This is a genomic window from Psychrobacter sp. 72-O-c (genome assembly GCF_904846605.1).
Classification (GTDB): Bacteria; Pseudomonadota; Gammaproteobacteria; order Pseudomonadales; family Moraxellaceae; genus Psychrobacter.
This window is the reverse complement of the sequence record NZ_CAJHBI010000013.1, coordinates 1-25,178: the sequence shown is the minus strand read 5'-3', so window position 1 is coordinate 25,178 and position 25,178 is coordinate 1. Positions and strand designations below refer to the sequence as shown.

Sequence of the window (25,178 nt, the reverse complement as noted above, 5' to 3'; positions counted from 1 at the left end):
CTGTAAAAGATAGGCGTTCACAGGGGATAATACAAGTTTGGCGGTGAAACTGATAAGTCATGAACCTATCTTGCATCCTTTGTACAATCAACGTTAGGAGATAGAAAGTGATGGGTAGTGATCGCATAGTAACTTTATAGATATATTATACTATGTACTATAAAAGACAACTATTAACGAGGTTAACAACGACTATTCATGAGGCAAAAACTAAACAATACGCCCTAACCAAAGCTGATTTATAGTGGTTTTATTTGGATGAATATTGCTGGGTTAACATTTCGGTTGCCTCGTCTGCGGTAATCGGTCTACTAAACCAATATCCTTGACCATACGTGCAGCCCATTTGTAATAATAAGTCACGCTGTTGTTCGGTCTCGATACCTTCAGCGACAACCTGCATATCAAGAGCGTCTGCCAAATCTAAAATAGCTTTTACGATAGCGTTTTGGGTACGATCGGTGACAATTTTAGAAATAAAGCTTTTATCAATTTTGATGAAATCAAAGGGATATTCTTGTAAATAACTGAGCGATGCATAACCAGTGCCAAAGTCATCAAGGGCTAGGCAGACACCCAGTTCTTTGAGTAAGGTGAGCTGTTGCTTAACGTTTGCATGGCGTAGCATTAAGGAGGATTCGGTCATTTCAATATGTAGTTGATGCGCGTGGATATCATGTTGGGTAAATAAATTACTGATAAAACTGAAGAATTTAGAATGACTAAACTCAGCAGCGTCAGCATTGATACAGAGGTGCTGCGCAAAGCCCATAGCTTGCCAAATAGACAGCTGCTGGGCAATTTGAACCGCCATCTGGCAAAACAACTCAAACGATAGTTTGTGTTCAATAATCGCATCGATAAAGTTGGTGGGTTTCAGTAGACCGCGGGTAGGGTGCTGCCAGCGTACCAGCGCCTCAAAGCCGGTAATAGCTCCGGTATCCAAGGCTACTTTTGGCTGATAGTAGGGCACAAACTGACAATCATTGATAGCTACTCTAAGTTCAGCTTCCAGTTGTAAGCTGTCAGTAGTTGCCTCATTGATGGTCTCGTTGTACCAACAGACATCATCACCACCATTCTGCTTGACATAATGTAAGGCTTTTTCAGCTTTGATAAGCAGCTCTGAGAACTGATTGCCATGGTCAGGGAAATAACTGATGCCAACAGAGATGTGCAAATAAATCACATCGTTAACCAGTGCATATGGGCGCTCGCACATTTGCATGAGACTATCGAGCTGATTGCGTACCATATTAGCGTCGTTACATTCAAAAAGTAATGCAAAGTCATCCCCACCAAAATGTGAAAAACAGCGCAAGTTGCTCATCTCGAGCTGGCTAACCCGCTTTACGAAGTCTTCTATTAGGATGTTGATACTGTCAGTCCCTAATGTGCTGGCAAGATTACGATAGCGATCGATGTTTAAGCGCACAATAACCACTTCTTGGTAGCTTTCTAACAATAGCTCACTGGTCTGGCTCAAAAACACCTTACGATTAGGCAGACCGGTTAGCTGGTCATAATTAAGCAGATGCGCCACTTGTTTTCTATCTTTGACAATTGATGACATATCGCGAACCATACCGACATGGTAGACCGTTTGCTCGACACAAAGTCTGCGGTAAGTCATATGGCATTCTAGTGTTTGTCCGTAACGGGTAGCCATCGAAAAGTCATTTTCATAAAACCCCTCATTGTCTAAACGCTTGGTAATATCTTTTAGGATAGCCCTTTCTTCTTCTGATAAGAACTCAGCAGAATATATTCCCAGTGGTCGTCCAATCAAGAATTCTTCATTGTAGCCAATCATAATCTCGTAGGTAGCATTGACCGATAAGTAACGAAGGTTGGCGTCCAATATGAATATGGCATCTTCAAACCGCTCACATAATTGAGTCAGCAGTTGCTGCTTGATTGAGGCTGGGATAGGGACAAAATTACTCATAACACTGGCTCATAAAAGATACTGGCTTATAAAATTCAAAATAAATGCTGCAATATAAGCACGCTTATATTAAGGATAAATACTATAACCAACAATAGTTCATTTTTAATATTAAAAGTTAATAGAGATTGCTGTTCTTATCTTATTATTAATAACTCAGAGCATGCAACGTTGCCAACGCGACAAGTGGGGCAGTCTCGGTACGCAGCACGCGCGCACCAATTTGCCAAGGTGCAAAGCCACTGTGTTCAGCCTGCATGCGTTCGTCATTGCTGAGGCCGCCTTCAGGGCCAATCAACAGCTCAATATAAGGCAGCTGTTGTTTTAATACGGTTAGTAACGCCTCTGGCATTAAAGGCTGACCTATTGCCGGAACACTCATTTGCAAACGTATATCTGCTTGATGATTGAGTACCTGATAATACGGGTCTTGACTGAGCGCTACCATAGTGGGACTGACCGACACGTCATCGACTCTCAATGATGCTGTATCAGTGTTTAACCACTGGCTAATGGACTGCGGCGCCAGAATAAGTGGCGGACGGTTTAATCCGCATTGTTCACAAGCAGCAAGGGCAACTTGCTGCCACTGGTGCAGTTTTTTGTCAACTTGCAAAGGCTTTAACGAGACTTCACCATGATGGCTGCTGAGTAGCTGAATGGCAGTGACGCCAAGTTCAGTGGCTTTTTGAATGGCATAATCCATACGGTCGCCGCGGCTCATGACCAGGCCGATTTTACTAATAATAGTCGCACTGCGATCATCGCTTATATGCGCTAATAAGGTAACAGTAGCATGCTTTTTACTGATGGTTTGTAGCTGTACTTGATATTCACCGCCAAAACCATCGAATAAAATACCTTGGTCGCCGATATTGGCTCGTAGCACACGGCACCAATGATGGACGATACTGTCCGGTAACTCGACGTCATTGCCTATAGGCAGCGAGCTTAATCGAGGTTGGCAAGATTGCTCAGATTTATGGTCGTAATCATCACTATTGATGGCATAAAAGAAACGTCGCACGGCTTTTTATTCCTATTTTTTAATCAAGAATATTTATTAATAGCCTAATAGAATATCACTTGGCTACTTTAAAAATATTTTTATCATAAATTTTTATCATAGAGTAAACAGTCTATGAATAAAAAACTGGTGCTCCTAAGAACACCAGTTGCTTAAACTACAAATTTAAAAAAAGCTGAACATGATAAATACTCAGCAGTTTCATGCGCCAAACCCTAAGTAAGTCCTAAAGCTTCAACCAAGCGTTTATTTGGTTCAACCTTATTCATACTATAAAAGTGCATCGCTGGCACGCCCTCAGCGATTAAGCGCTCGCATAGACGGTAAACAACATCAAAGCCAAACTCACGAATAGCTTTGCGATCATCACCAAAATCAGCAAGTTGCTTACGCACATAGCGCGGAATATCAGCGCCACAGCTGTCAGCAAATCGCATTAAGTTGCTAGAGTTGGTAATCGGCATAATGCCCGCCACCAATGGCTGTGCTACGGTATCGATACCACGGCTTTCTAACGCATCACGCAAATACAAGTAGCTGTCAGCGTTGTAAAAGAACTGGGTAATCGCCGCGTTTGCGCCAGCTTGATATTTATTCACTAAATTATCGATATCGAATAAAAAGCTACGCGCTTGCGGGTGCATTTCAGGATAGGCAGCCACTTCGATATGGAAATGATCACCTGAATGCTCACGGATAAACTTGACCAAGTCGAGTGCAAAAGGCAGTTGACCCATACCGACTTGTCCTGACGGCAAATCACCACGTAACGCTACTAAACGCTTGATACCTAGACTTTTATAATGAGTTAATAACTCAGCAATTTCGTCTTTACCGTCACCGATACAGGAGATGTGCGGCGCAACCTCAGTCTCGCCGCGCAAACATAGGTCTTGCACAATCTCTAAAGTGCGGCTACGCGTTGAGCCGCCCGCACCATAGGTCACCGAAAAGTAGGTTGGCGATAGCTTGTTTAACTCATCAAAGGTGCTGAGTAGCTTCTCATGTCCTTGCTCAGATTTGGCAGGGAAAAACTCAAAAGAAAAAGCAGGCTTACTCACAGTCGCGCTCCTTATTATTCATATAAATATTGATATAAGTACTTATATTAGTATTTATAGGCATCAGGTTTGAAAGGGCCTTCAACTGGCACACCTAGATATTCGGCTTGCTTATTGGTCAGCTTGGTTAGCGTGCCGTTAAAGCCGGCTACCATAGCAGCAGCCACTTCTTCGTCTAGCTTCTTCGGTAAGACTTTGACATATAGATTATCAAAGCGCTCGTCGACAGGCAGCTCAGCGAATTTTTCTTCAAACAGATACATTTGCGCCAATACTTGGTTGGCAAATGAGCCGTCCATCACGCGCGACGGGTGACCAGTGGCGTTACCTAAATTCACTAAACGACCTTCAGCTAACAAAATTAGGTAATCGTTAACATCGTCTGAGCGGAAGATTTGATGAACTTGTGGCTTAACTTCTTCCCAGCGCCAGTTATCACGCATAAATTGAGTGTCGATTTCGGTATCGAAGTGACCGATATTACAGACTACCGCACCTGGTTTTAGAGCAGCAAGCATGTTTTTATCACAGACATGGTAGTTACCAGTGGTAGTGACAATCATGTCGGTATCTTCTAGCAGGCGAGTATTGATGTTTTCTGCGCCGCCAGTGTTGTCGCCATTAATGTATGGTGATAATACTTCATAACCGTCCATACAAGCCTGCATGGCACAGATAGGATCGACTTCTGAAACCCGAACAATCATGCCTTCTTGGCGTAAGCTTTGTGCTGAGCCTTTGCCCACATCACCATAACCGATAACTAAAGCGCGACGACCAGCAAGGAACATATCCGTACCACGTTTAATCGCGTCATTTAAGCTATGACGGCAGCCGTACTTATTGTCATTTTTAGACTTAGTGACGGCGTCATTAACGTTGATAGCAGGAACTTTTAGCGTGCCTTTGTTGAGCATTTCGATTAAGCGATGCACACCAGTGGTAGTCTCTTCTGAGATACCATGCATGTTATCTAATAGGTGAGCATATTCGTCATGGATAAGTGCGGTCAGATCGCCGCCATCATCTAAGATTAAGTTGGCATCCCAAAGGTTACCAGAATCTTCACCGCCAACGTGTACTTGCTGACGTAAGCACCATTCGTATTCTGCGTCAGTTTCGCCTTTCCAAGCGAATACAGGAATACCAGCAGCAGCAATCGCAGCAGCAGCATGGTCTTGGGTTGAGAAGATATTACATGAAGTCCAACGCACTTCAGCACCGAGCGCAATTAAGGTCTCGATAAGTACGGCAGTCTGAATGGTCATGTGGATACAGCCGACGATTTTGGCGCCTTTAAGGGGCTGATCCGCTTCGTAGCGACGACGCAAACCCATAAGGGCAGGCATTTCGGCTTCGGCAAGGGTGATTTCACGGCGGCCGTAATCAGCAAGGCTGATATCAGCGACTTTATAGTCAGTGAAAGAGGGGTCGATCGTATGGGCAGATGGGGAAGTAGACACTGCGTCCATAATATGCTCCTATCAGTGGTTAACGTATGATAAAAAGAATAAAAACGCAGGTGCCGTTGTTCACGCTATTTAATACTCAAATCTTTAGTATTAAACAGTTTACCGAGCCTAACATGACGGATTAATCAGCATGGTTTGTCTATAAAGCCCAAACGCAACAATTAATTCATATGGCGCAACACCTCTCGGAGGTCGTTATTGTAATTCATGGTGATTAATTTGTCACCTATTGGCTGCAGTAAATACTGTACGCTGATGTTACGAATTACTTTTTTAGTTCATTGACGAATAATTTAAAGCCATAAAAAAAGGCCATCGATTGATGACCTTAATTACTGATAATACAAGTTTTAAGTGATGCTAAATAATTTTAAAACCAGTTGTAGGTTAGTGAGGTGAAGAAGTTAGTGCCGTCAGTATTATAACCTGGTGCTGTAACATACTTCTTATTGGTAATGTTATTCAAGCGCGCAGTCATAGACAGATTGTTGGTCAACTGATAATTGCCACTGATGTTAAACAATCCATAGCTTTCAACGAGCTGTGAATCAGCATTGGAAATACTGTAATAGTAATCATCCATATATTGATATTCAGCGCGAATATCTAAACTTGGCAGACGATAACCAATATATACTAATCCTTTGTTTTCAGGGCGGATAGGTAGGAAGTTGCCATCGTTAAAACCGCCACTGCTGTCTTTTGCTTGTTGATAGTCATAGCTGCCACCAAATAGGTAGTCATTGATTACCCAATCTGAGGTTAATGAAATACCTTTTATTTCTGCTTCTTCAATATTTTGACTATTGCCACCGATATATGTATTACCATCAAATCTAGCAACAAAGTTAATCAAGTCATCAACCGTATTCTGGTAGCCAGTTAGACGAGTAGACTGGAGTAAAGTGTCATACTCAATGAAAGCTTCATAGTTGTCACTGGTTTCTGGATCTAGATCAATATTACTTTCAGTACCAGAATAGATATCATAGAAAGTAGGGGCACGAAAGCCTTTAGCATAGCTGGCACCAATACGGAGATTGGGATTGATGTGGTAAGCGCCGCCCAAATTATAAGTGGTTTGGTCGCCATATTGTGAGTTGTCATCAAAGCGTACGTTGGCTTGGGCATCGAACTGATTGTTTGCTACGACGTATCCTAAGAATGCACTGGTCACATCACGGTCATCAGCGTCATAGGCTGTAGTGTCGATACTTTGATCCAGGTATTCTATGCCATAGATGCCTTGTCCGACAGGAAGTAGATGCTGACCTACTAAACTGACTTGATCTTGTTTACTATCATAAACGCTACTAAAATTACTAGAAGTGTCAATGTTGTCAATAGAATGACCATATTGTAATTTTAGTGATGAGCCAGGCAGATAACGCCAATCCATAAAAGCTTGAGCAGAACCATTTTCTTGATCCGAGTAAGCATCCTGCGAGCCAGAATCAAACTCAGAGGTTGATTTGCTATATAAAGCGCTAGCCCCTGCTGACCATTGCTCATTAATACGCTGATTTAAAGCGACGCTAAAATTGTCACTCTCAAAGCCATCGTCATCTTTGTTATAGTTAAAAGAGTTCGTTGGAAGAGTGGCATTTATACCGTCAGTTTCATTGTGGCTTGCTGATAGGCTTAGAGCGGTTCCGTTAGCATTAGCAAATTGCGCACTAGCACCATATAAATATTGATCATTTGAGCCGACACCAGCGGTAACAGAAAAGTTGCTTTTCTCAACATTGGTACCTTTGGTAAATATCTGAATGACACCGCCCATAGCGCCTGCCCCATAGATACTAGACCCTGACGCGCCGTATAATATTTCAATACGTTCAATCTGGTCAGCAGGCAGCAAGTTGAGCGTAGCACCCCCTGCACTTAATGAGCTATAACGTATACCATCGATAAGCACTAAGATTTGCTTACTGTCATAGCCGCGCATATAAAAATTATTTTTCTTATCCATACCACCGTTGCCGTAGTAACTGATACCCGGCTGACGCTTAAGAACTTCCATTACTGTTTGACCTTGGAAGCGTTGTAACTCTTCACTATCAACCACACGAGTTTGAGCAATAACGTTACTAGTCTTAGTTGGGGTACGTGTGGCAGTCACTACGATTTTATCAAGCTCGACTTGTGGTAGGTCATTATCACTAACAATATTTAACTCATTGGTGGCTGCTGTAGCGCTAACGGCAAATACGCCAAGCGCGCTTAAAATACATAAGCGAAGATAGCTGGTCGAAGATGAACGTGATAAAACCATAGTCAATTCCAAAGTAAGCATATTAGAAAGTTACATAAGCGAAAATTAAGACGCTAAAAATTACAAAAAACAATATATAATTTACACGCGCTTATTATCTATAAAAACTGCCTATTTATAAACAACTTTAGCCTAATATTTATTCATCTTAAGCTGAGTCAACTTCAAGATGAAAAGCTATTTGCTCGTTTTTCTTAGTTTCGAAATTAACTATATTTTCCAAGCGCTTTTAACTGTCCCAAATAATGAAGAATGTTTGAAACGATTATTCACTATAAAGTGCATAATCAAAAGCACTACCGTTATAAATAATTGTTATCATAGCGGCCATATTATAAGTATTTAAATTGCTCTATTTATTGAATTAAGAGGTTTGTTTTGTCTATTGAGCATGATCAAAGTCCTATCGCCGCTACCGAAATGTCCCTGCCATCAAAAGCGCCATTATCAAAAACGTTGACAACAATGCTGACAAAAGCGTTAATAGTGGTCACGCTGCTGCTTGCATTACTATTAAGTCTAGTGTTGCCAAATGCGGCATTTGCTGCTGAAGGCGCTGGGGTGCTAGGTATCGGCGGTGGTAAGAAAGATGACAGTGCGAGTGAGCCTGCACCAGACTCATTCGGGCGGGACACTCCGCGCCATACGGTACAAGGGTTTATCAGTGCATTGGGTGATAATGATTACCTGCTGGCTAGCAATTATCTTAATTTATCAAAATCTGACAATCCAACCACCGTCGTCCGTCAGTTTAAGCAAGCGCTCGATGCGGGAGGGCGTTTCCAGCCTGATCTACAGATTAATAATACTCTTGATGGCAACTTAACGGATCAGCTGCCGCCAAGCCAAGAAAATGTGGGTAATATTAGCATTAACGATAAGAGTGTCCCGCTAGTATTAGAGCGGGTAGTTTCCAAACAAGGGGAACAGTATTGGCAGTTCTCAGGCGAAACGCTTAGTTCTATCCCAGAAGTGATAGAAAATACTGAGCCTACTTTAATATCGCGTTATACCATTGAGTCACTAGAAGATAAAAAGCTGTTTGGTTATCAGCTGGCCGATTTGGTCGCGGCGGTGGCAATCACTGTTGGTAGTCTGTTGCTGACCTATGTACTTGTATGGTTATGGTATCACCTTTTAAATATCGTCTATCCACGGGTACGTGGTGTCCCGTTGCCGCTACCGGATAAAGTAATACTGCCGCTAGCCGTGGTTATTATGGCGCTGATTTTATCAGAGGTGATGGTCTATGCTGGCGTATCAGTGACGCTACGTGAACCAGTTAATCGATTTACCGAAATTGCCTCGTGGTTAGCGCTGACCTGGCTACTACTGCGCCTCGTCGACGTCATTTTTACTCGTGCGGTAAATTTGAGCTATAAAAAGAACTATATTGAGCGAGTCTCTATCTTAGGACTGCTGCGCAAAGTGACCAAAGCCTTGCTACTAATATTCGCTGTGATTGTGATCTTTGGTAATTTGGGCTTTGATTTAACCACAGGTATTGCCGCGCTTGGGGTTGGTGGTTTGGCCTTAGCGCTAGGTGCACAAAAGACCATTGAGAACCTCGTTGGTAGTGTGGTGGTCGTGGCAGACACGCCGGTACGGATAGGAGATTATTGTAAGTTTGGAGATCAAGAGGGGACGGTGGTCGATATTGGTATTCGTTCATCACGGGTGCGTACTCTGAACCGCACTGTGGTGACCGTTCCGAATGGTGACTTCTCCTCTATGCAAATTGAGAACTTTACCTCGCGTGACATGTTTCATTTTTTGCATAACTTATATATTAAACGCAATGCTGACATCGATGTCATTTTTAAGATGGTCAAGGATTTAGAGAAATTTTTGAATGATCATGAACTAACCAATAAAGAATGGAATCAGGCTAATATTTTAGAGCTGCGTCAAGACTGCTACATCATTCAATTACGAGCTTACATCAACTCTTTTGACGTTATAGAGTTTTATGGTAAACAAGACATACTATTGGTCGATGCATTAACACTGGTCAAAAAGTACAAAGTGGAGCATGCCTTACCAACTCAGCAATTGATCGTTAATCAAGTTGAGCTTGAACACCATTTGGACAACGATCTCGAGAATAAATCAGTAGACAGTAACGATGATAAAATAAACGATGCTGACAGTGTTGATCGAGGCCCTGTTGATCTAAGTAAAGATTTAGACGAGCTCGAAAATAGTGGAACAGCATATAGACAAAAAAATGAGAAAAAAGAACAAGTGGGAGAGGATGAACAGGATAGCGCTCAGAAAGGTGCCATCCATACTTTAGCCAAACATCAGCTTCAGCGCATTCAAAAAGTTTTAGGTTTCCCAAAGTAAGAAAGCATTGTGGTGTTCTTGAAATAGTCTACTGCTTGAAGTAATCCTTAGTGCTCCTAATCGATTTACTTAATCGGGTCTATACAAACAAGTAATGACATTCCCGACTATACCGGCACTGCCTTTCTTTTATTCATCCAGCCGTAGTGCGCCCACAGTAGTAAACTTGCGGCACTGCGATGCGGCGACCACTCTTGGGTCGCTGTCTTTAATTCTTTTGGAGTTGGGCGTTCTACTAAACCTAATAAATCCATCGCAGCGACTTTGATCGCCAAGTCGTCAACGGCGAGCACATCAGCTCGGCCCAAAGAAAACAGTAAATACATCTCGGCAGTCCAGTGACCGATGCCGATAACAGCCGTGAGTATCTTGATTACATCCTCATTTGTTAGCGTTATCAGGGCGTCGAAATCGATATCATGCTCAACTAGTGAGCGGGTATAACGAATTTTTTGCTTAGATAGACCTTGTGCCCGTAAGGTATCATCTTCTGCCTGCATAATTACTTGCGGTGTGGTTAGGCCTGCCTCAGCGAGTCGTTGCCAAATACTTGTGGCAGCAGCAACGGATAATTGCTGTCCTACCATCGCTCTCATTAACTGCTCAAATCCACCTGCATTGCGCCGTAGACTCGGCACACCAACTTGCTGATAAATAGGGGCAAACTTTGGTTCAATGGCGATAATTGCCATAATTTGCGTTTTTAATTTTTCGGGGGTATCAATCGTTTGTAAGCTCATAAATAACTCATTTTAGGTTGCCGAATAACAGTTGCTCAATAAAAAGCACTGAATAAAAGTGGTCAAATACATTTAAAAGCGTTTATTTGACACCCCTATATTTCTGATACACAATAGGCTATTTTAATATTCAAGTTGGGCTTAATAATAAAAATTAGAGATAAAAAAAACCGCGCGTACGCGGTCTTTTTTTTGTCTCTCAACCCAGAAGCTTATAATTTACTCGCCGTCAGTTTTAGACTTTTTTAATAGTACTAGTACGGCGCCATTGCCGCCATCTTTTGGTGGGGCTGAGCAAAATGCCAATACTTCCGGCAATTGACGTAACCAGCCGTTGACGCAGGTTTTGAGAATAGCTTCGCTACCTTTACCGTGGACAATTTTTACCATGGTTTCATTATTCTGTTTCGCTTGGCTTAGCAGTTGAGTCATCGCCGCGCGAGCTTCTTCAATTGTGCAGCCATGAATATCTACTGCATCATACCAACGCAATTTGCCTTGTTTGAGTTGAGTAAATACTTTGGTTTGTAGGGTAGGCTGCTTATAAGATAAGTAAGCTTCACCAGCGACAGGATTAAGCAGCGCTTGCATATCCGATAAGCCTGCACCTATATCCGCAGCTTCCTTACCTTGAGCGGCAGCACGTTTTGACAAGGTCGTCGCATCAGGTTTACGGCCTTTTTTAGCATTGGCAGGCGAGCGGACGTTGTTGTCATCGAGCTGATTGACGCCATGCATCGCTTGCATGAATAGCACTTTATCATCATCGATATGTTCGCTATCTAACTGCTTTACGGTTTTATTGACTTGTTTTTGGCTAAGCATAGAGACGGGCTCAGTTGGCTTTTGATCTTCGCCATCAGGTGACGTGGTATCGCGACCCTTGCTGAGTTGTCCTTTGAGCTCTTTGAGCTGGTCTTGCATTTCTTTTGAAAATATAGAATTTGCCATAAAAGTTAACGTGTCTGTTTAGTTAATGAATGGATTAATTATTTAATCACTAAGGCTATAGTTAATATTATAGCCAGTATCGTACTAGCGTTGTCTGTCATACTTTACGCGCTCACAGGGACGCTCGCAAGTAAGGATTGTAACGCCCGTCCTGGGTGATCGGTCTTCATAAACTGCTCACCGATTAAGAAATGCTGAATATCGTGGCTGAGCATTAGACGAATATCGTCTGCGCTATGAATGCCGCTTTCAGTCACGATAAGTGGTTTTTGTAAGCTATTATCGTCAGTCTCTAAAGCTTGTAACAAGGTGTCTTTCAAATCAAGGGTGGTTTGCAAGTCTACCTCAAAGGTATTTAAATTACGGTTATTGATACCATAAATATTGTGATCTGAGCGGGGCAACTGTAAGGCGCGTTCAAGCTCGCTAGCGGTATGTACCTCTAACAGTACATCCATACCAAGTTCAATACTCAGCGCATGCAACTCTTGCACCTGCGTGTCATCAAGGCAGGCCATAATTAGCAAGATACAGTCTGCGCCCAATAAATAGGATTGATAAATCTGATAAATATCAATCATAAAGTCTTTACGTAATATTGGTAGATGACATGATTCAAGCGTTTGGGCCAGATAGCGATCATCACCTTGAAAATAATCGCGGTCGGTTAACACTGATAAACAGCTTGCACCCGCTTGCTCGTATTGCTTGGCAAATTCGGCCGGTTCAAAGTTATGATTGATAATACCTTTAGAGGGTGAGGCTTTTTTTATTTCAGCGATAACACCAATATCAGCCGCTCGTAAGGCCGTAGCAAAACCGCGACGTGCTCGTTTATCAGCAGCAACTTGCGCTTGTAAGTCCGCTAGCGGTAGTGAACTACGGGCTGCAGCGACTTCATCACGTTTGGTAGCGATAATACGCTGCAATACTGAAGGAATAGTAGTGTCTGTTTTTAGGCTGGCGGTCATGGTTATACCCGGTTATCAGTCAAATTAAGTCGTTAGTTAAATTGTTAGCCAAACTAAAGAGGCATTAAAATTGAATGGTTGTGATTAAAATGGACGGTAGTGTTTCAAAAGTATGCTGAAGAGCCAAAGAGAATATGACTGTCGAAAGTAAGATATTATCCTTGAGGTTATGAAGACCCAAATAGAATTACATTACCCCGACTGTCACAGTACCAGTCTAAAGAAAAATAGTATCAAAAGCTATGGTCAGCAGAACTATCAATGATAAGTACTGCAACCGCCAATTCATTGGTGACCATGCCATAAAACATCAAAGTTGTCATTCTAAAATAGAGAATAAAATAGGTCTTATGATAGTGCGTGGCTGCGGTATTTTAGACTTTGCTGATATTATCTCAGTGAGCATCGGTAAGACACCAAGCACGGTAAGCACTTAAACTCATAAAACGATGCCAAAGAATCGTTGTTACGAGTATTTAGCGGTCGATTATTTTTAGACATATTTCGGTCGTAAGAAACGACAGCACATTGTCATGCATATACTTGTTCTATTCTGAATTGACTGTATAAATTAAAGTAGCTTTATAACATCTCTACATGACACTTTTACGAATTGCACTCTGCCAACAAGAAGGGTGCAGTTTTACTTATTTCTGAACAAGCTACTTCTTCAGGTGAGCCTTGAGCAACAATAAGTCCACCTTCATCGCCAGCACCCGGGCCGATATCGATAACCCAATCGCTATTACTGGCAACCTGCATATCGTGTTCGACCATAATGACGGTATTTCCAGCGTCAACGAGTCCACTCAATTGTGACATCAACATAGATACGTCTGCAGGATGTAAGCCGGTTGTCGGTTCATCAAGGACATAAAGGGTATCGCCTCGCTGGGTACGTTGAAGTTCAGTGGCCAGTTTAATCCGCTGGGCTTCACCGCCAGATAGTTCAGTGGCTGGCTGGCCGAGTCTTAAGTAGCCAAGACCGACTTGAAGCAATGCGTTTAAGGCCCGCAAAATGGCAGGTTCCTCTGCAAAGAACTCATAAGCTGTTTCAACCGTTAGGTCGAGCACTTCGGCGATATTTTTATCGCGATAGGTGATTTCAAGCGTTTTGTCATTGTAGCGTTGGCCATGACAGACTTGGCACGGCGAATAAACACTGGGAAGAAACAGCAGCTCAACCATCACAAAGCCGAGTCCTTCGCAATTTGGGCAACGACCTTTTACCGTATTAAACGAAAAACGACCGACATTATAACGGCGTGCTTTTGCTTCTGGCGTTGCTGCAAACAGCTTACGAACATGATCAAACAGCCCCGTGTAAGTGGCAAGATTTGAGCGCGGCGTGCGACCAATTGCTTTTTGGTCAACGGTCACTAATCGTTTTACATGCTCCATCCCACTAACAATTTGCCCGCCAGTTGGCGTTTCTAACTCTTGTTCGAGTAAATCGGCCTCGCCAGTTGGGGCCTCCACGATTTGTTTTTGTCCTAGTGACTCGTAAATGAGTTCGACCATAGCCTGACTCACTAAACTTGATTTTCCCGAACCGGATACCCCAGTGACGGTAGTCATAACGCCCAGAGGAAAATCAACATCTAGCCCATACAAGTTGTTACGCTCAACCCCTGCTAGCTTAAGCCAAGCCGTCGGCTCTCTTTGCGTATGTTTTACTTTTGCATCGGTGGTGAAAAGATATTGGCCAGTGTGCGAATTTTTGACTTCGCGTAATCCTTCTACCGGGCCATTATAAATCACTTCGCCACCATGAGTTCCGGCGTCTGGCCCAACGTCCACAATCCAATCGGCGTGTCTGATAACGCTAACATCGTGTTCAACCACAAATACCGAGTTGCCTGATGCTATTAGCTCATCTAACGCACTTAATAGCGCTCGAGTATCTGCTGGATGTAAACCTGCGGAGGGCTCATCAAGCACGTAAACTACCCCGAACAGTTGCGAGCGAATTTGAGTGGCCAGTCGCAGACGTTGTAGCTCACCTGGAGATAAAGTAGGGGTGGTGCGCTCAAGTGATAAATATCCCAAACCCAGCATTGTCAGTGCTTCAACTCGCGAAAGAATGTCACTGGCAATACGCTGAGCAACAATGGCTTTTTCTCGATTTACGGTATCATTAGCTGGGTTTTTATTAGCAGCATTTTGAAGCTTGAGCGCAACTTCGGTCAGGGTCAACTGTGACAACTCGCCAATATCTAGTCCTGCAAATTTGACCGATAACGATTCTTTCTTTAGTTTCTTACCGTGGCACTCCGGACACACAGAAATTTGCATAAACTGAGAAACGCGTTTTTTAGTTAGCGGGCTTTGGGTAGTGGCAAAAGAGTGCAATATGAAGCGTTTAGCACTCGAGAACGTGCCCATATAATTGGGCTTTTCATCATTCTCAATCGCCACACGTACCTGTTCAATGCTATATTCGGGATAGACTGGGACAGTCGGCGTTTCATCAGTGAACAAGATCCAGTTGCGCGTCTCTTTCGGTAATGACTTCCATGGCGTGTCGATGTCGTAGCCGAGTGTTACTAGGATGCGGCTTAGGTTCTTACCTTGCCATGCGGGTGGCCATGCTGCAATAGCACGTTCTCGAATGGTTTTGCTATCATCGGGAACCAGCAGCTTTTCAGTCACCTCAAACACACGGCCAATACCAGAGCAGGTAGGGCAAGCGCCATCAGGAGTGTTGGGTGAAAACGCATCTGCATACAACATCTCTTGATCGGCAGGATATTCTCCAGCTCGTGAGTAAAGCATGCGTAGACCATTTGAGATGGTGGTGACACTGCCAACTGATGAGCGCACAGAGGGTGTGCCTCGTTGTTGTTGCAATGCGACCGCTGGCGGCAGTCCTTCTATGGCGTCAACATCAGGTTCGTCGACTTGGTCTATTAATCGGCGCGCATAAGGGGACACCGAATCAAGGTAGCGACGCTGTGACTCTGCAAATAAGGTACCAAAAGCCAGTGACGATTTTCCTGAGCCGGATATACCGGTAAAAACCACCAGCGCATCACGAGGTAAATCGACATCAACGTTCTTTAAGTTGTGGACGCGCGCACCTCTTACTTGAATGCTATGGTCAGTAGCGCGGGGATCTTTAACACGAGAAGGTTTTTTAGTTCGGCTTTTACTCTCTGTTGAATTATTATTGTTTGTTGTTTTTTTATGGGGGCTGTTCATAAAACAATTATTCCTGTTAAATCGTATTTTTAAATTTTAGATGAGTTTGAGCTGTACCCCTTATAAGATTTAGCGTAGTTTAGTAAATATTTTTTTCTAACTGTAAATATTAGTGATTAATAAATTGTGCTTTGAGCTGTGCTTTGATTGGGGATCCATATGGCTCTCCTCAATAGGAATTATCGATAGCTCAGTTTTTGTGATTTATTGGAATATTTAAGGAGGTGTCCGTAAGAGACTTATTTTCTGGACACTAGTCGGAAGTACGAAGAATTTATTTGCCATATAAATCAATAGTTTTTTTAGCATACAGCCTCTAATTACTTTATTAGAGCTGAAAAATATAATATTTTCTTAACCATATCTATATGTTAGAATTAGCGCCGTTAATGACAGCTACTATTTATCAATCCTATAAGAGTTTTAATATAACAATGAATATGCCAATCTAGCTGTACACCCTTCAGTAATTTGTTGCTTTTTATAGCAATACCCCTCTTTTAAAGCGTTTTACGCTTTTTTCTGTGTGACCCCGTTGCTTTATTATTTATCTTATCAATCGATTTGTTCGTTAAGTATCTGACATTAAGATACTCAAAACAGAGTTTAGCTTCTTCTCATAATATTTAATGGGAACATGAGCCTAGCCAGAAGATTGCGGCGAATTAGTACGCCTCTACTTTGCTAGTATATTTTAAACGTATCGATTATTAAAATAATAAATCCGTAAATAAGACTGAGTTAAAAATGTTAAATGTTATTAAAGAGCATTGGCTATCAAATGTTAGAGGCGATATTTTAGCGGGTATGGTGGTCGCCTTAGCGCTTATTCCCGAAGCCATTGCCTTTTCAATTATTGCTGGTGTCGACCCACAGGTGGGTCTTTATGCCTCGTTTTGTATCGCAGTGGTTATCGCTTTCGTTGGCGGCCGGCCAGCGATGATTTCTGCCGCTACTGGTGCCATGGCTTTATTAATGGTCACGCTAGTCAAAGATCATGGTTTACAGTACTTGCTGGCAGCAACTGTGTTGACAGGGGTTTTACAGGTTATCTTTGGTTTCTTAAAACTGGGTAATCTGATGAAGTACGTTTCTCAGTCAGTTATTATTGGCTTTATTAATGCCTTAGCCATTTTAATTTTTATGTCGCAACTCCCTGAGTTAATGCCGCAAGCGGGCTCCAATTTATGGCATGTCTATGCTCTGGTGGCCTTAGGATTAATCATAATATATGGCTATCCCCACATACCGAAAATTGGCAAGATTATTCCTTCGCCTTTGGTCTGCATCGTATTGGTGACTATTTTGGCCATTGTATTTGGCGCAGAGGCACGAACCATCAGTGATATGGGCCAGTTGCCCGATACCCTGCCAATTTTCTTATTACCCGATATTCCTTTGAATATAGACACCTTGCGTATTATCTTGCCTTACTCTATTAGTTTGGCCATAGTCGGTTTGTTAGAATCTATGATGACCTTGAGCATCGTAGACGATTTAACTGATACCAAAGGCGATCGTAATAAAGAATGCAAAGGTCAGGGAATGGCAAATATGGTTAGTGGTTTCTTTGGTGGTATGGCAGGTTGTGCGATGATTGGTCAGTCTATAATCAACGTAAAATCAGGCGGCTTTACTCGTTTATCGACCTTAATTGCTGGGTTGTTTTTATTATTGATGGTAGTTTTTTTAAGCGACTGGTTGAAGATTATTCCAATGGCCGCGTTAGTGGCGGTTATGATTATGGTATCGGTTGGTACCTTTAACTGGGGCTCTTTTAAGGAGCTCAAGACCAAACCTCTACAGAGTAATTTAGTAATGATCACCACGGTTGCGGTGGTCGTAGCCACCCATAACTTAGCTTATGGGGTCTTAATCGGTGTTCTGTTATCGGCATTATTCTTTGCTAATAAGATTGAACGTTATATGAGTGTCGATACGCAGCTAGATGAATCGAAGCAAACGCGTTATTATCGAGTGAATGGCCAAGTTTTTTTCTCATCGGCAGAGCGCTTAATAGAGTCATTTGATATTAAAGAGGCGATCCCTAAAGTGGTTATTAATGTCTCTGAGGCTCATTTTTGGGATGTGACAGCAGTCGCCGCTATTGATAAAGTCATTATTAAGTTTCGCCGAGAAGGCACTGAGGTTGAGCTGATAGGCCTTAATGAGGCCAGCCAAGCGATGGTAGAAAAGTTCGGTGTTCATGACAAATCAGACGCCGCTAATAACTTAAGCGCTCATTGATTACTAATTGATAACTTTATTCATTCAAGAATTAAGGATAAATTATGACCACAGAACAGCATATTTTAGCTTGTATCGATGGATCGGCAGTCACTGAATCCGTTTGTAACTACGCCGCATGGTACGCCAGTCGCTTAGATTTACCGGTGGCACTATTACATGTTAGCGACATCCCTGCGTCGTCAAGGCGCGACTTGTCCGGTGCGATAGGAGTGAATAGTCGCCAGTTTTTATTAGAAGAATTAACCCAGCTCGACGAACAAAGGGCCAAAGTTGTCAACAGTTATAGTAATGCCCTAGTAGAAGATGCAAAAAGCCATATCAATAGTGATTTTGATGTAGAAGTCAGCGTTTACCAACGCCGCGGCAAGCTGTTACCCGCTATCGAACATTTCAAAGAAAAAAACCGTGCCATCATCATGGGACGGCGCGGAGAAGATCATAAAAATGATCGGATCAATATTGGTAGCCAAATCGAAACGGTGGCACGCGCATCACATATACCTATCCTAATTTGCTCAGAGAAGTTTGCCACGCCTACTTCATACATGATTGCATTTGATGCCAGTAAAACAGCCATTAAGGCCACACAAATGGCTGCTAAGAGCCCGCTGTTAAAAGGCATACAAGGCCATATTGTGATGATAGGCAATCATGATGATTCCTCCAAAGAAAGCTTAGCGGCGGCAGTGGAGCACTTAACGTCATCGGGCTATATGATAGAGGCTCATCATTTACCTGATTCTGATGCCGTTGATACACTACTAACGTTTCAAGTAGAAAATGATATTGATATCATCGTGGTTGGTGCTTATGGACGTTCTAAATGGCGGCAGTTATTTCTTGGGAGCACGACTACGGAGATTATTGCCAGCACGCTCTCACCCGTTATTTTAGTACGCTAGGTTAGTGCATTAAAGGGCAACGTACGTGAAAATACTTATGGTTTAGATAAGTGTTCCATTAGATAATCTACCAACAACCTGATTTTTGGTGACAAATGACGATTGTGGGGATAAACCGCCCATATTTCTTCTCTATGTTCTCTGTAGGTATCCAGTAAGCTTATCAGCTCTCCTGACTCTAGGTGTGTTTGCACGTAGTAGTCAGGCAGCTGCACGATGCCGAGCCCTTTTAAAGCGGCATCAACTAAGCTATAACCGCTGTTATAACGTACAGTACCAGTCACACGAACATTCCGCTCCTTACCAGCTTCCTTAAAATGCCAGTAGTCCAAGGTGCCAAGCAGGCAGTTATGTTGAACAAGCTCAGTCAGAGAATGCGGTATACCGTATTTTTCAATATAGGATGGCGACGCGCAGACAAAATTGGTACGGCTACTGAGCTTTTTGGCCATCATAGTAGAGTCGCTTAGCTTGCCAATGCGAATCGCTAAATCATAGCCGCCTTCAACCAAGTCGATCTTTTGGTTGCTTAAAAAAGCTGTCACTTCAATATCGCTATAGTGCACCATAAAATCATTTACCAATGGCAGTAATTGCCGTTCTCCATAAGTGACAGGGGCGGTCAACTTGATCATACCTTGCGGTTTTGATTGCAAATTACTCACCGCTTGTTCAGCCGCATCTAAGCCATCGAGGACAGCGCGGCAGTGCTGATAAAAGACCTGACCTTCTTCCGTCAACGTCACCTTGCGCGTAGTGCGGTACAGTAATTTGATATTGAGCCGCTGCTCTAAAGCGCTTACCTGTCGACTTACTTGGGCGGTCGAGATGCCCAGTTTTTTTGCCGCTTGAGTAAAACTCTCGTATTCTGCGACGTAGACGAACTCGCTAATGCCATCCCACTTCATGATTATTACCACTGTGTAAAAGATATTTTCAAATAGAGTATATTATCATTAGCTTAGAAATAATGTAAAATGGCAACATAAATTAAAACAGCTTCTAATCTATTAGCGTTAAAGCCTGCTAATATAAAGAAAGCGCAATGAGTTAAATGTTTCTTTTTCGGAAGTAGTGAGAATATTGCCTGTCACGTCAAAAAAGATGGATAGTGTCGCTTAACCGCAAATGCTTATTTTAGAACGACGCCTGTATTTAACAGGCTACAATAATTAATTATTAAAAAGAGAGACGACTATGTCAGAGCAAATGTCAGATAAGTTTATTAAATCTAGAGCCGCCATTGCTTGGGGGCCAAATCAGCCACTCTCAGTCGAAGAAGTGGACGTTATGCTGCCGCGCAAAGGCGAAGTGTTAGTAAAAATTATTGCTAGCGGTGTCTGTCATACTGATGCTTATACCTTATCTGGAGAAGATCCAGAAGGCGTTTTCCCCGCTATCTTGGGTCATGAAGGCGGCGGCATCGTTGAGAAAATCGGCGAAGGCGTGACCAGCGTCCAAGTTGGCGACCATGTCATTCCTTTATACACTGCCGAATGTGGCGTGTGTAAAATGTGTATGTCGGGTAAAACCAATCTATGCTCAGCCGTACGTGAAACTCAAGGCAAAGGCCTAATGCCAGATGGCACCACGCGTTTTTATAAAGATGGCGAACCTATTTATCATTATATGGGTTGCTCAACCTTCTCTGAATACACGGTCTTACCAGAGATTTCTTTGGCCAAAGTGAGCAAAGAAGCACCGTTAGAAAAAGTTTGCCTGCTCGGTTGTGGTGTCACCACTGGTATGGGCGCAGTCATGAATACTGCCAAGGTTGAAGAAGGTTCCACCGTTGCTATTTTTGGTCTTGGTGGTATTGGGCTAGCAGCCGTTATCGGTGCAAGTATGGCCAAAGCCAGCCGTATTATCGGTGTCGATATTAACGAAGATAAGTTTGAGTTGGCCAAAAAATTGGGGGCGACCGATTGCATCAATTCTAAAGACTACGATAAGCCTATTCAGGATGTTATTGTTGAGATGACTGATGGCGGCGTTGATTACTCGTTTGAGTGTATCGGTAACGTCGATGTCATGCGTTCAGCACTTGAGTGCTGCCATAAAGGCTGGGGCGAGTCAGTTATCATTGGGGTTGCCGGAGCCGGAAAAGAAATATCAACCCGTCCCTTTCAACTAGTAACCGGTCGAGTCTGGAAAGGCTCAGCATTTGGCGGTGTTAAAGGCCGTACAGAATTGCCCGGTTACGTCGAACGATATTTAGAGGGTGAAATTCCATTAAATGATTTCATTACGCATACTATGCCATTAGAAGATATTAACGAAGCGTTTGATCTGATGCATAAAGGCGAAAGTATCCGCTCGGTTATTCATTTCGATGCGTAGTGGAATGAGCGAGCTATAGCTTTCAAATTCTTAATAAAAAATGCTGCTCCTTTACGGGGCGGCATTTTTCGTTTTAGGGGGCTTTCTCAAAATTTTCATAGTGAATGTCAGCACCCTAGTAAAATAGATACAACAATAGCGAAATTTACGACTATAACTAACTTAAGCCATAATAATAAATAGCCTAAGTAAAAAAACAATAACATTAAAAAATTAACTGTTTCCTATAGAAAGAACGTGTTGTATATTTTAAATGAGCCGATTATCCAGCCGCACCATATCCGTTTCGAATGAATCGACTATATCAACTCACTGCTGGGACTAATACCGAACAGCCGCTTATATTCTCGGCTAAATTGACTGGGACTCTCATAACCCACTTGCATGGCAATCTGCGATATTTGTTCCTCACCCAATTGAATCAGTCGCCGTGCCTCCATCAGTCGGAGGCTTTTTTGATATTGTAGCGGGCTTAATTGAGTAATCTCTTTGAAATGTTGATGGAACCCTGAGACACTCATACCGCAGCTACTGGCTAGATCTTCTATCATCACCGGCTCACCCAAATGCGCTTTAAGCCAATCAGTGGCTTGGGTAATACGATGCGTATGGCTGCCGTTGACCACCAACTGTCGTAACTTCTCTCCTTGCTGCGCCATAAGCAATCGATAATAGATCTCTTGCTGAATCAATAGTGATAAAAATTCAATATCGTTTGGATAATTGAGCAAGTCAATTAAACGCTCAAATGCTGAGAGTACAGTATCCTCTAATTGCCATTTTATACCCAAATGCCGCTCGTCTATGCTTTGCTTAGTGGGTATCTTGGCTAGGACTTCTCTGATTGTGGCAAGGTTTAACTTCATGGATAAAACAATAACAGGCTTCTCTATAGTGGCCTGCTCAATATGCACACTAATGGGAATATTGACGGGGCAAAACATCAAGTGGCTGTCATCGAAATACTGACACTCTGCACCTAGGTAAATCTCTCGCTCCCCCTGCAAGACAATACAGATACTTGGCTCTTGGATATAACTAACCATGTCACTGGGCCTATCTGCACAATAAAAAAACAAACCTGAAACGGTAGACTCAATGGTTTTGTTTTTGGGTAGCGTAGACAGCAACTGGTCTATTATTTTTGAATGGATCATATTTTATCCGTCCTTATGTTTTACTCAATAATATAAATATTTATAGAATTAGGCAAGAATGTTAGAGGAATGTTCTAACCGTTTATCTGTCATCCTCGTATAATCATTAAATCGAAAGATACTATGTTTAAAAATAAGTATTTAAAGAGCAGTACTTAAAGAGCAGTATTTAAAAATTAATACTTAATAACCAATCACTTTAAAATAAGGCAAATGTTATGAAAATTTTCTATAAAACCCGCGCAACAGCAACTGGTGGACGTTCAGGACATACCGAACTCGACAATGGTACATTAGGCTTTGATCTAGTGTCTTTTCAAGAAAAAGACAAAGAGGGCGTTAACCCAGAACAGCTTTTTGCAATGGGCTATGCGGCCTGTTTTGATAGTGCGTTGAGTATGACGGCACAACAATTAAAATTGCCAGTAACGTCATCAAAAACCTCTGCCCAAGTGGGTCTTGGCATGAAAGCTGATGGTAGCTATAACTTGGACATCGATTTATATGTTGAAGTATCCGGTATCGATGAGGAACAAGCGCAAACCTTGATCGAAGCCACACATCAAGTCTGCCCATACTCTAATGCGACTCGTGGCAATGTAGACACACGCTTAGAGGTTACTGTGGTTTAATCAGTATTAACGGTTTGACGCACAAATTCAGATTTGCCATAGCGTTGGGAAACAACCAATTGAAAAGCTAAATATTTTTTCAATACATATCCTGACAATAAAAAAACGCCCGTAGCTCCAGTGTTCTGAGTTACGGGCGTTTTTTATTCAGCGCAGTATAGTTGAGAAGGCAAGAATTGACAGGGCAGACGTGAATGTGAAATATACCTTGATAAGTATTAGTGCTTTTTCGTCTCACCAACCACTTTATCCATAACGGCAAATAATAGGCCAGATATTACGAATGTCATGTGAATAATGACTTTCCACATGAGTTTATCAGCATCGAGATCACTCATTTCAGTAGAAATATCCATAAATGATTTTAAAAGATCAATCGCAGAAATGGCAACGATAGCGCCAATAAGCTTTAGTTTGAGACCAGAAAAATCGACCTTACCCATCCAGCTAGGGCGATCAACATGCTCACCAATGTCAATTTTTGAGACAAAAATCTCGTAGCCGCTGAATATTATGATGAGTAACAAACTGGCAACCAAGGATATATCGACCAGCACCAGTATATCGATGATGACGTTTGCCTCAGAGGCATTCAGGATATTGGCGAACATGTACCAAAGTTTCTGGACGAATTTAACAAACAATAAAATAATGCCTAGAATCAAACCTAAATAAAAAGGTGCCAGCAGCCAGCGACTACTAAAGATAGTTTTTTCTAAAGGTTTTTCAAATTTTTTCAACATATAGATCTCTTAATAATCGGAGTAGCGCTGTTTATATTGCCGTTGCTGTTGTGCTATAGGAGACTGCCAACACACTTCGATTTAAGCTTTAACCGCCTTTTTATTTAAGACAAATACCGATACCGCGCCTAAAATTACGGCGCTTGCCACTATAAACCTCATGGTCAAAGGTTCAGATAAAAAGAGCATGCCCGCAATAGCGGCTAGTACAGGAACGCAGAATTGCACTACTGCCGCTTGCGTACTCTTTAGCAATGGCATCGCAACGTACCAAAGGCTGTACCCTATACCAGAGGCAACCGCACCTGAAAGGCATGCTAGTAACACCCCTTCTAGACTAACTTCTACTAAGTAACTCATCCCTGCTAACAGTAGTATCGGAATAGCGACGAGGCTTCTGATAAAATTAAAGCCAGTTGTCCGTAGTGGTGACACGCACACTTTACCGCGTATGCTATAGATGCCCCATGCCGCGCCACTTATTGCCATGATCATAGCACCAAGTAGCGAGGGTACTGCCGCTGAAGGGAGCATCAAGTAAACAAAACCTGCGAGCGCCACCAAAAGCGCCACCCACTGTAGGTTACTAAGCTGCTCTTTTTGATAAATACCCCAACCAATCATAGTCAGCTGAACCGTTGAAAATAAAATCAGTGCACCAGTACCAGTATCTAGCTCCACATACGCAATCGAAAAACAAAGGGCATAAACCACTAAGCTAAGACTACTGAGCCAACTGCCTTTGTCTTTTAAAATGGCAGTATTGAGCATATCGTCGTTTTTTGCGCTTTTACGTCGTATATTATAAGTATAGACCGTCATGATAATACCCAGGCAGACCGCGCCGCTCAGTAGCCGAATAATGGTAAAATTCCAAGGATCAATATAGCCTCCTGCTAAGGCCATTCTGCATAAAAGAGAATTTGCGGCAAATGCCATCAAGGCAATAATTGTGTATAACGTGGCTTTCAAAAATAATTCCTAATAAGATATAACAAGCGTAGTGCAAACCACACTAAGATGTTTTTTAATATTCTTAGATTAACACATGAAGTGCAATTTCAAACAGCAGGTGAAAAAGAGGCCTAGATGCGCTAGCATCACAGTTTCTATCCACCACCAAAGTGAGATTGCAACCATGAGCTATACACATCTAAGCCTA

General features: G+C 42.4%; 18 protein-coding genes. 5 read left to right on the top strand and 13 right to left on the bottom strand.

Annotated elements, in window-relative coordinates; all coding sequences use genetic code 11:
* Nucleotides 1-250: 250 nt before the first annotated feature.
* The 5 genes from JMX97_RS06425 to JMX97_RS06405 form a co-directional block, all read right to left on the bottom strand.
* Nucleotides 251-1,948 carry a putative bifunctional diguanylate cyclase/phosphodiesterase gene (locus tag JMX97_RS06425; protein WP_201556313.1) on the bottom strand — a complete coding sequence of 566 codons (1,698 nt, stop codon included), beginning with the start codon at nucleotides 1,946-1,948 and terminating at the stop codon, nucleotides 251-253.
* Between the two features lie 148 nt (nucleotides 1,949-2,096).
* A complete protein-coding gene (locus JMX97_RS06420) occupies nucleotides 2,097-2,975 on the bottom strand; it encodes a 16S rRNA (uracil(1498)-N(3))-methyltransferase (RefSeq protein ID WP_201556312.1) in 879 nt (292 codons plus the stop codon).
* A gap of 215 nt (nucleotides 2,976-3,190) precedes the next feature.
* A complete protein-coding gene (locus JMX97_RS06415) occupies nucleotides 3,191-4,036 on the bottom strand; it encodes a methylenetetrahydrofolate reductase (RefSeq protein ID WP_201556311.1) in 846 nt (281 codons plus the stop codon).
* A 47-nt stretch (nucleotides 4,037-4,083) separates the two neighbouring features.
* Nucleotides 4,084-5,508: an adenosylhomocysteinase gene (gene ahcY, locus JMX97_RS06410; protein ID WP_201556310.1), complete on the bottom strand. Its 1,425-nt coding sequence runs from the start codon at nucleotides 5,506-5,508 to the stop codon at nucleotides 4,084-4,086.
* A 370-nt stretch (nucleotides 5,509-5,878) separates the two neighbouring features.
* Nucleotides 5,879-7,783: a TonB-dependent receptor plug domain-containing protein gene (locus tag JMX97_RS06405; RefSeq protein WP_201556309.1), complete on the bottom strand. Its 1,905-nt coding sequence runs from the start codon at nucleotides 7,781-7,783 to the stop codon at nucleotides 5,879-5,881.
* A gap of 378 nt (nucleotides 7,784-8,161) precedes the next feature.
* Here JMX97_RS06405 and JMX97_RS06400 point away from each other — a divergent pair, with 378 nt between their 5' ends.
* On the top strand, nucleotides 8,162-10,129 hold the full coding sequence (locus tag JMX97_RS06400) for a mechanosensitive ion channel family protein (protein WP_227671479.1): 1,968 nt from the start codon (nucleotides 8,162-8,164) through the stop codon (nucleotides 10,127-10,129).
* Between the two features lie 107 nt (nucleotides 10,130-10,236).
* On the opposite strand, the gene JMX97_RS06395 is transcribed toward JMX97_RS06400, so the two are convergent.
* The 4 genes from JMX97_RS06395 to uvrA all read right to left on the bottom strand — a co-directional run bounded on the left by JMX97_RS06395 (nucleotide 10,237) and on the right by uvrA (nucleotide 15,992).
* A complete protein-coding gene (locus JMX97_RS06395; RefSeq protein ID WP_201556308.1) occupies nucleotides 10,237-10,869 on the bottom strand; it encodes a DNA-3-methyladenine glycosylase family protein in 633 nt (210 codons plus the stop codon).
* A 219-nt stretch (nucleotides 10,870-11,088) separates the two neighbouring features.
* The gene (locus JMX97_RS06390; RefSeq protein WP_201556307.1) at nucleotides 11,089-11,820 is read right to left on the bottom strand and encodes a Smr/MutS family protein; all 732 of its coding nucleotides are present in this window, start codon (nucleotides 11,818-11,820) and stop codon (nucleotides 11,089-11,091) included.
* Between the two features lie 104 nt (nucleotides 11,821-11,924).
* Nucleotides 11,925-12,791, bottom strand: a complete 867-nt coding sequence (gene trpC / locus JMX97_RS06385; RefSeq protein WP_201556306.1) for an indole-3-glycerol phosphate synthase TrpC — start codon at nucleotides 12,789-12,791, stop codon at nucleotides 11,925-11,927.
* A gap of 606 nt (nucleotides 12,792-13,397) precedes the next feature.
* A complete protein-coding gene (gene uvrA, locus JMX97_RS06380) occupies nucleotides 13,398-15,992 on the bottom strand; it encodes an excinuclease ABC subunit UvrA (protein WP_201556305.1) in 2,595 nt (864 codons plus the stop codon).
* A gap of 747 nt (nucleotides 15,993-16,739) precedes the next feature.
* Between uvrA and JMX97_RS06375 the strand changes: the two genes are divergently transcribed.
* The gene (locus JMX97_RS06375; protein ID WP_201556304.1) at nucleotides 16,740-18,239 is read left to right on the top strand and encodes a SulP family inorganic anion transporter; all 1,500 of its coding nucleotides are present in this window, start codon (nucleotides 16,740-16,742) and stop codon (nucleotides 18,237-18,239) included.
* Nucleotides 18,240-18,283: 44 nt separating this feature from the next.
* Nucleotides 18,284-19,144 (top strand): universal stress protein, encoded by an 861-nt coding sequence (locus JMX97_RS06370; RefSeq protein WP_201556303.1) that lies wholly within the window; start codon nucleotides 18,284-18,286, stop codon nucleotides 19,142-19,144.
* A 35-nt stretch (nucleotides 19,145-19,179) separates the two neighbouring features.
* Here JMX97_RS06370 and JMX97_RS06365 read toward each other — a convergent pair whose 3' ends face one another.
* Nucleotides 19,180-20,052: a LysR family transcriptional regulator gene (locus JMX97_RS06365; RefSeq protein WP_227671478.1), complete on the bottom strand. Its 873-nt coding sequence runs from the start codon at nucleotides 20,050-20,052 to the stop codon at nucleotides 19,180-19,182.
* Between the two features lie 301 nt (nucleotides 20,053-20,353).
* On the opposite strand from JMX97_RS06365, the gene JMX97_RS06360 reads away from it, so the two are divergent.
* Nucleotides 20,354-21,484: an S-(hydroxymethyl)glutathione dehydrogenase/class III alcohol dehydrogenase gene (locus tag JMX97_RS06360; RefSeq protein ID WP_201556360.1), complete on the top strand. Its 1,131-nt coding sequence runs from the start codon at nucleotides 20,354-20,356 to the stop codon at nucleotides 21,482-21,484.
* Nucleotides 21,485-21,783: 299 nt separating this feature from the next.
* Here the strand turns inward: JMX97_RS06360 and JMX97_RS06355 are convergent, their stop codons facing one another.
* Entirely contained in the window at nucleotides 21,784-22,641 is an 858-nt protein-coding gene (locus tag JMX97_RS06355; protein ID WP_227671477.1) for an AraC family transcriptional regulator, read from the bottom strand.
* A gap of 218 nt (nucleotides 22,642-22,859) precedes the next feature.
* On the opposite strand from JMX97_RS06355, the gene JMX97_RS06350 reads away from it, so the two are divergent.
* Nucleotides 22,860-23,273: an organic hydroperoxide resistance protein gene (locus JMX97_RS06350; RefSeq protein WP_201556302.1), complete on the top strand. Its 414-nt coding sequence runs from the start codon at nucleotides 22,860-22,862 to the stop codon at nucleotides 23,271-23,273.
* Between the two features lie 218 nt (nucleotides 23,274-23,491).
* On the opposite strand, the gene JMX97_RS06345 is transcribed toward JMX97_RS06350, so the two are convergent.
* Nucleotides 23,492-24,016 (bottom strand): TIGR00645 family protein, encoded by a 525-nt coding sequence (locus JMX97_RS06345; RefSeq protein ID WP_201556301.1) that lies wholly within the window; start codon nucleotides 24,014-24,016, stop codon nucleotides 23,492-23,494.
* A gap of 81 nt (nucleotides 24,017-24,097) precedes the next feature.
* A complete protein-coding gene (locus JMX97_RS06340; RefSeq protein ID WP_201556300.1) occupies nucleotides 24,098-24,988 on the bottom strand; it encodes a DMT family transporter in 891 nt (296 codons plus the stop codon).
* Between the last annotated feature and the right edge of the window lie 190 nt (nucleotides 24,989-25,178).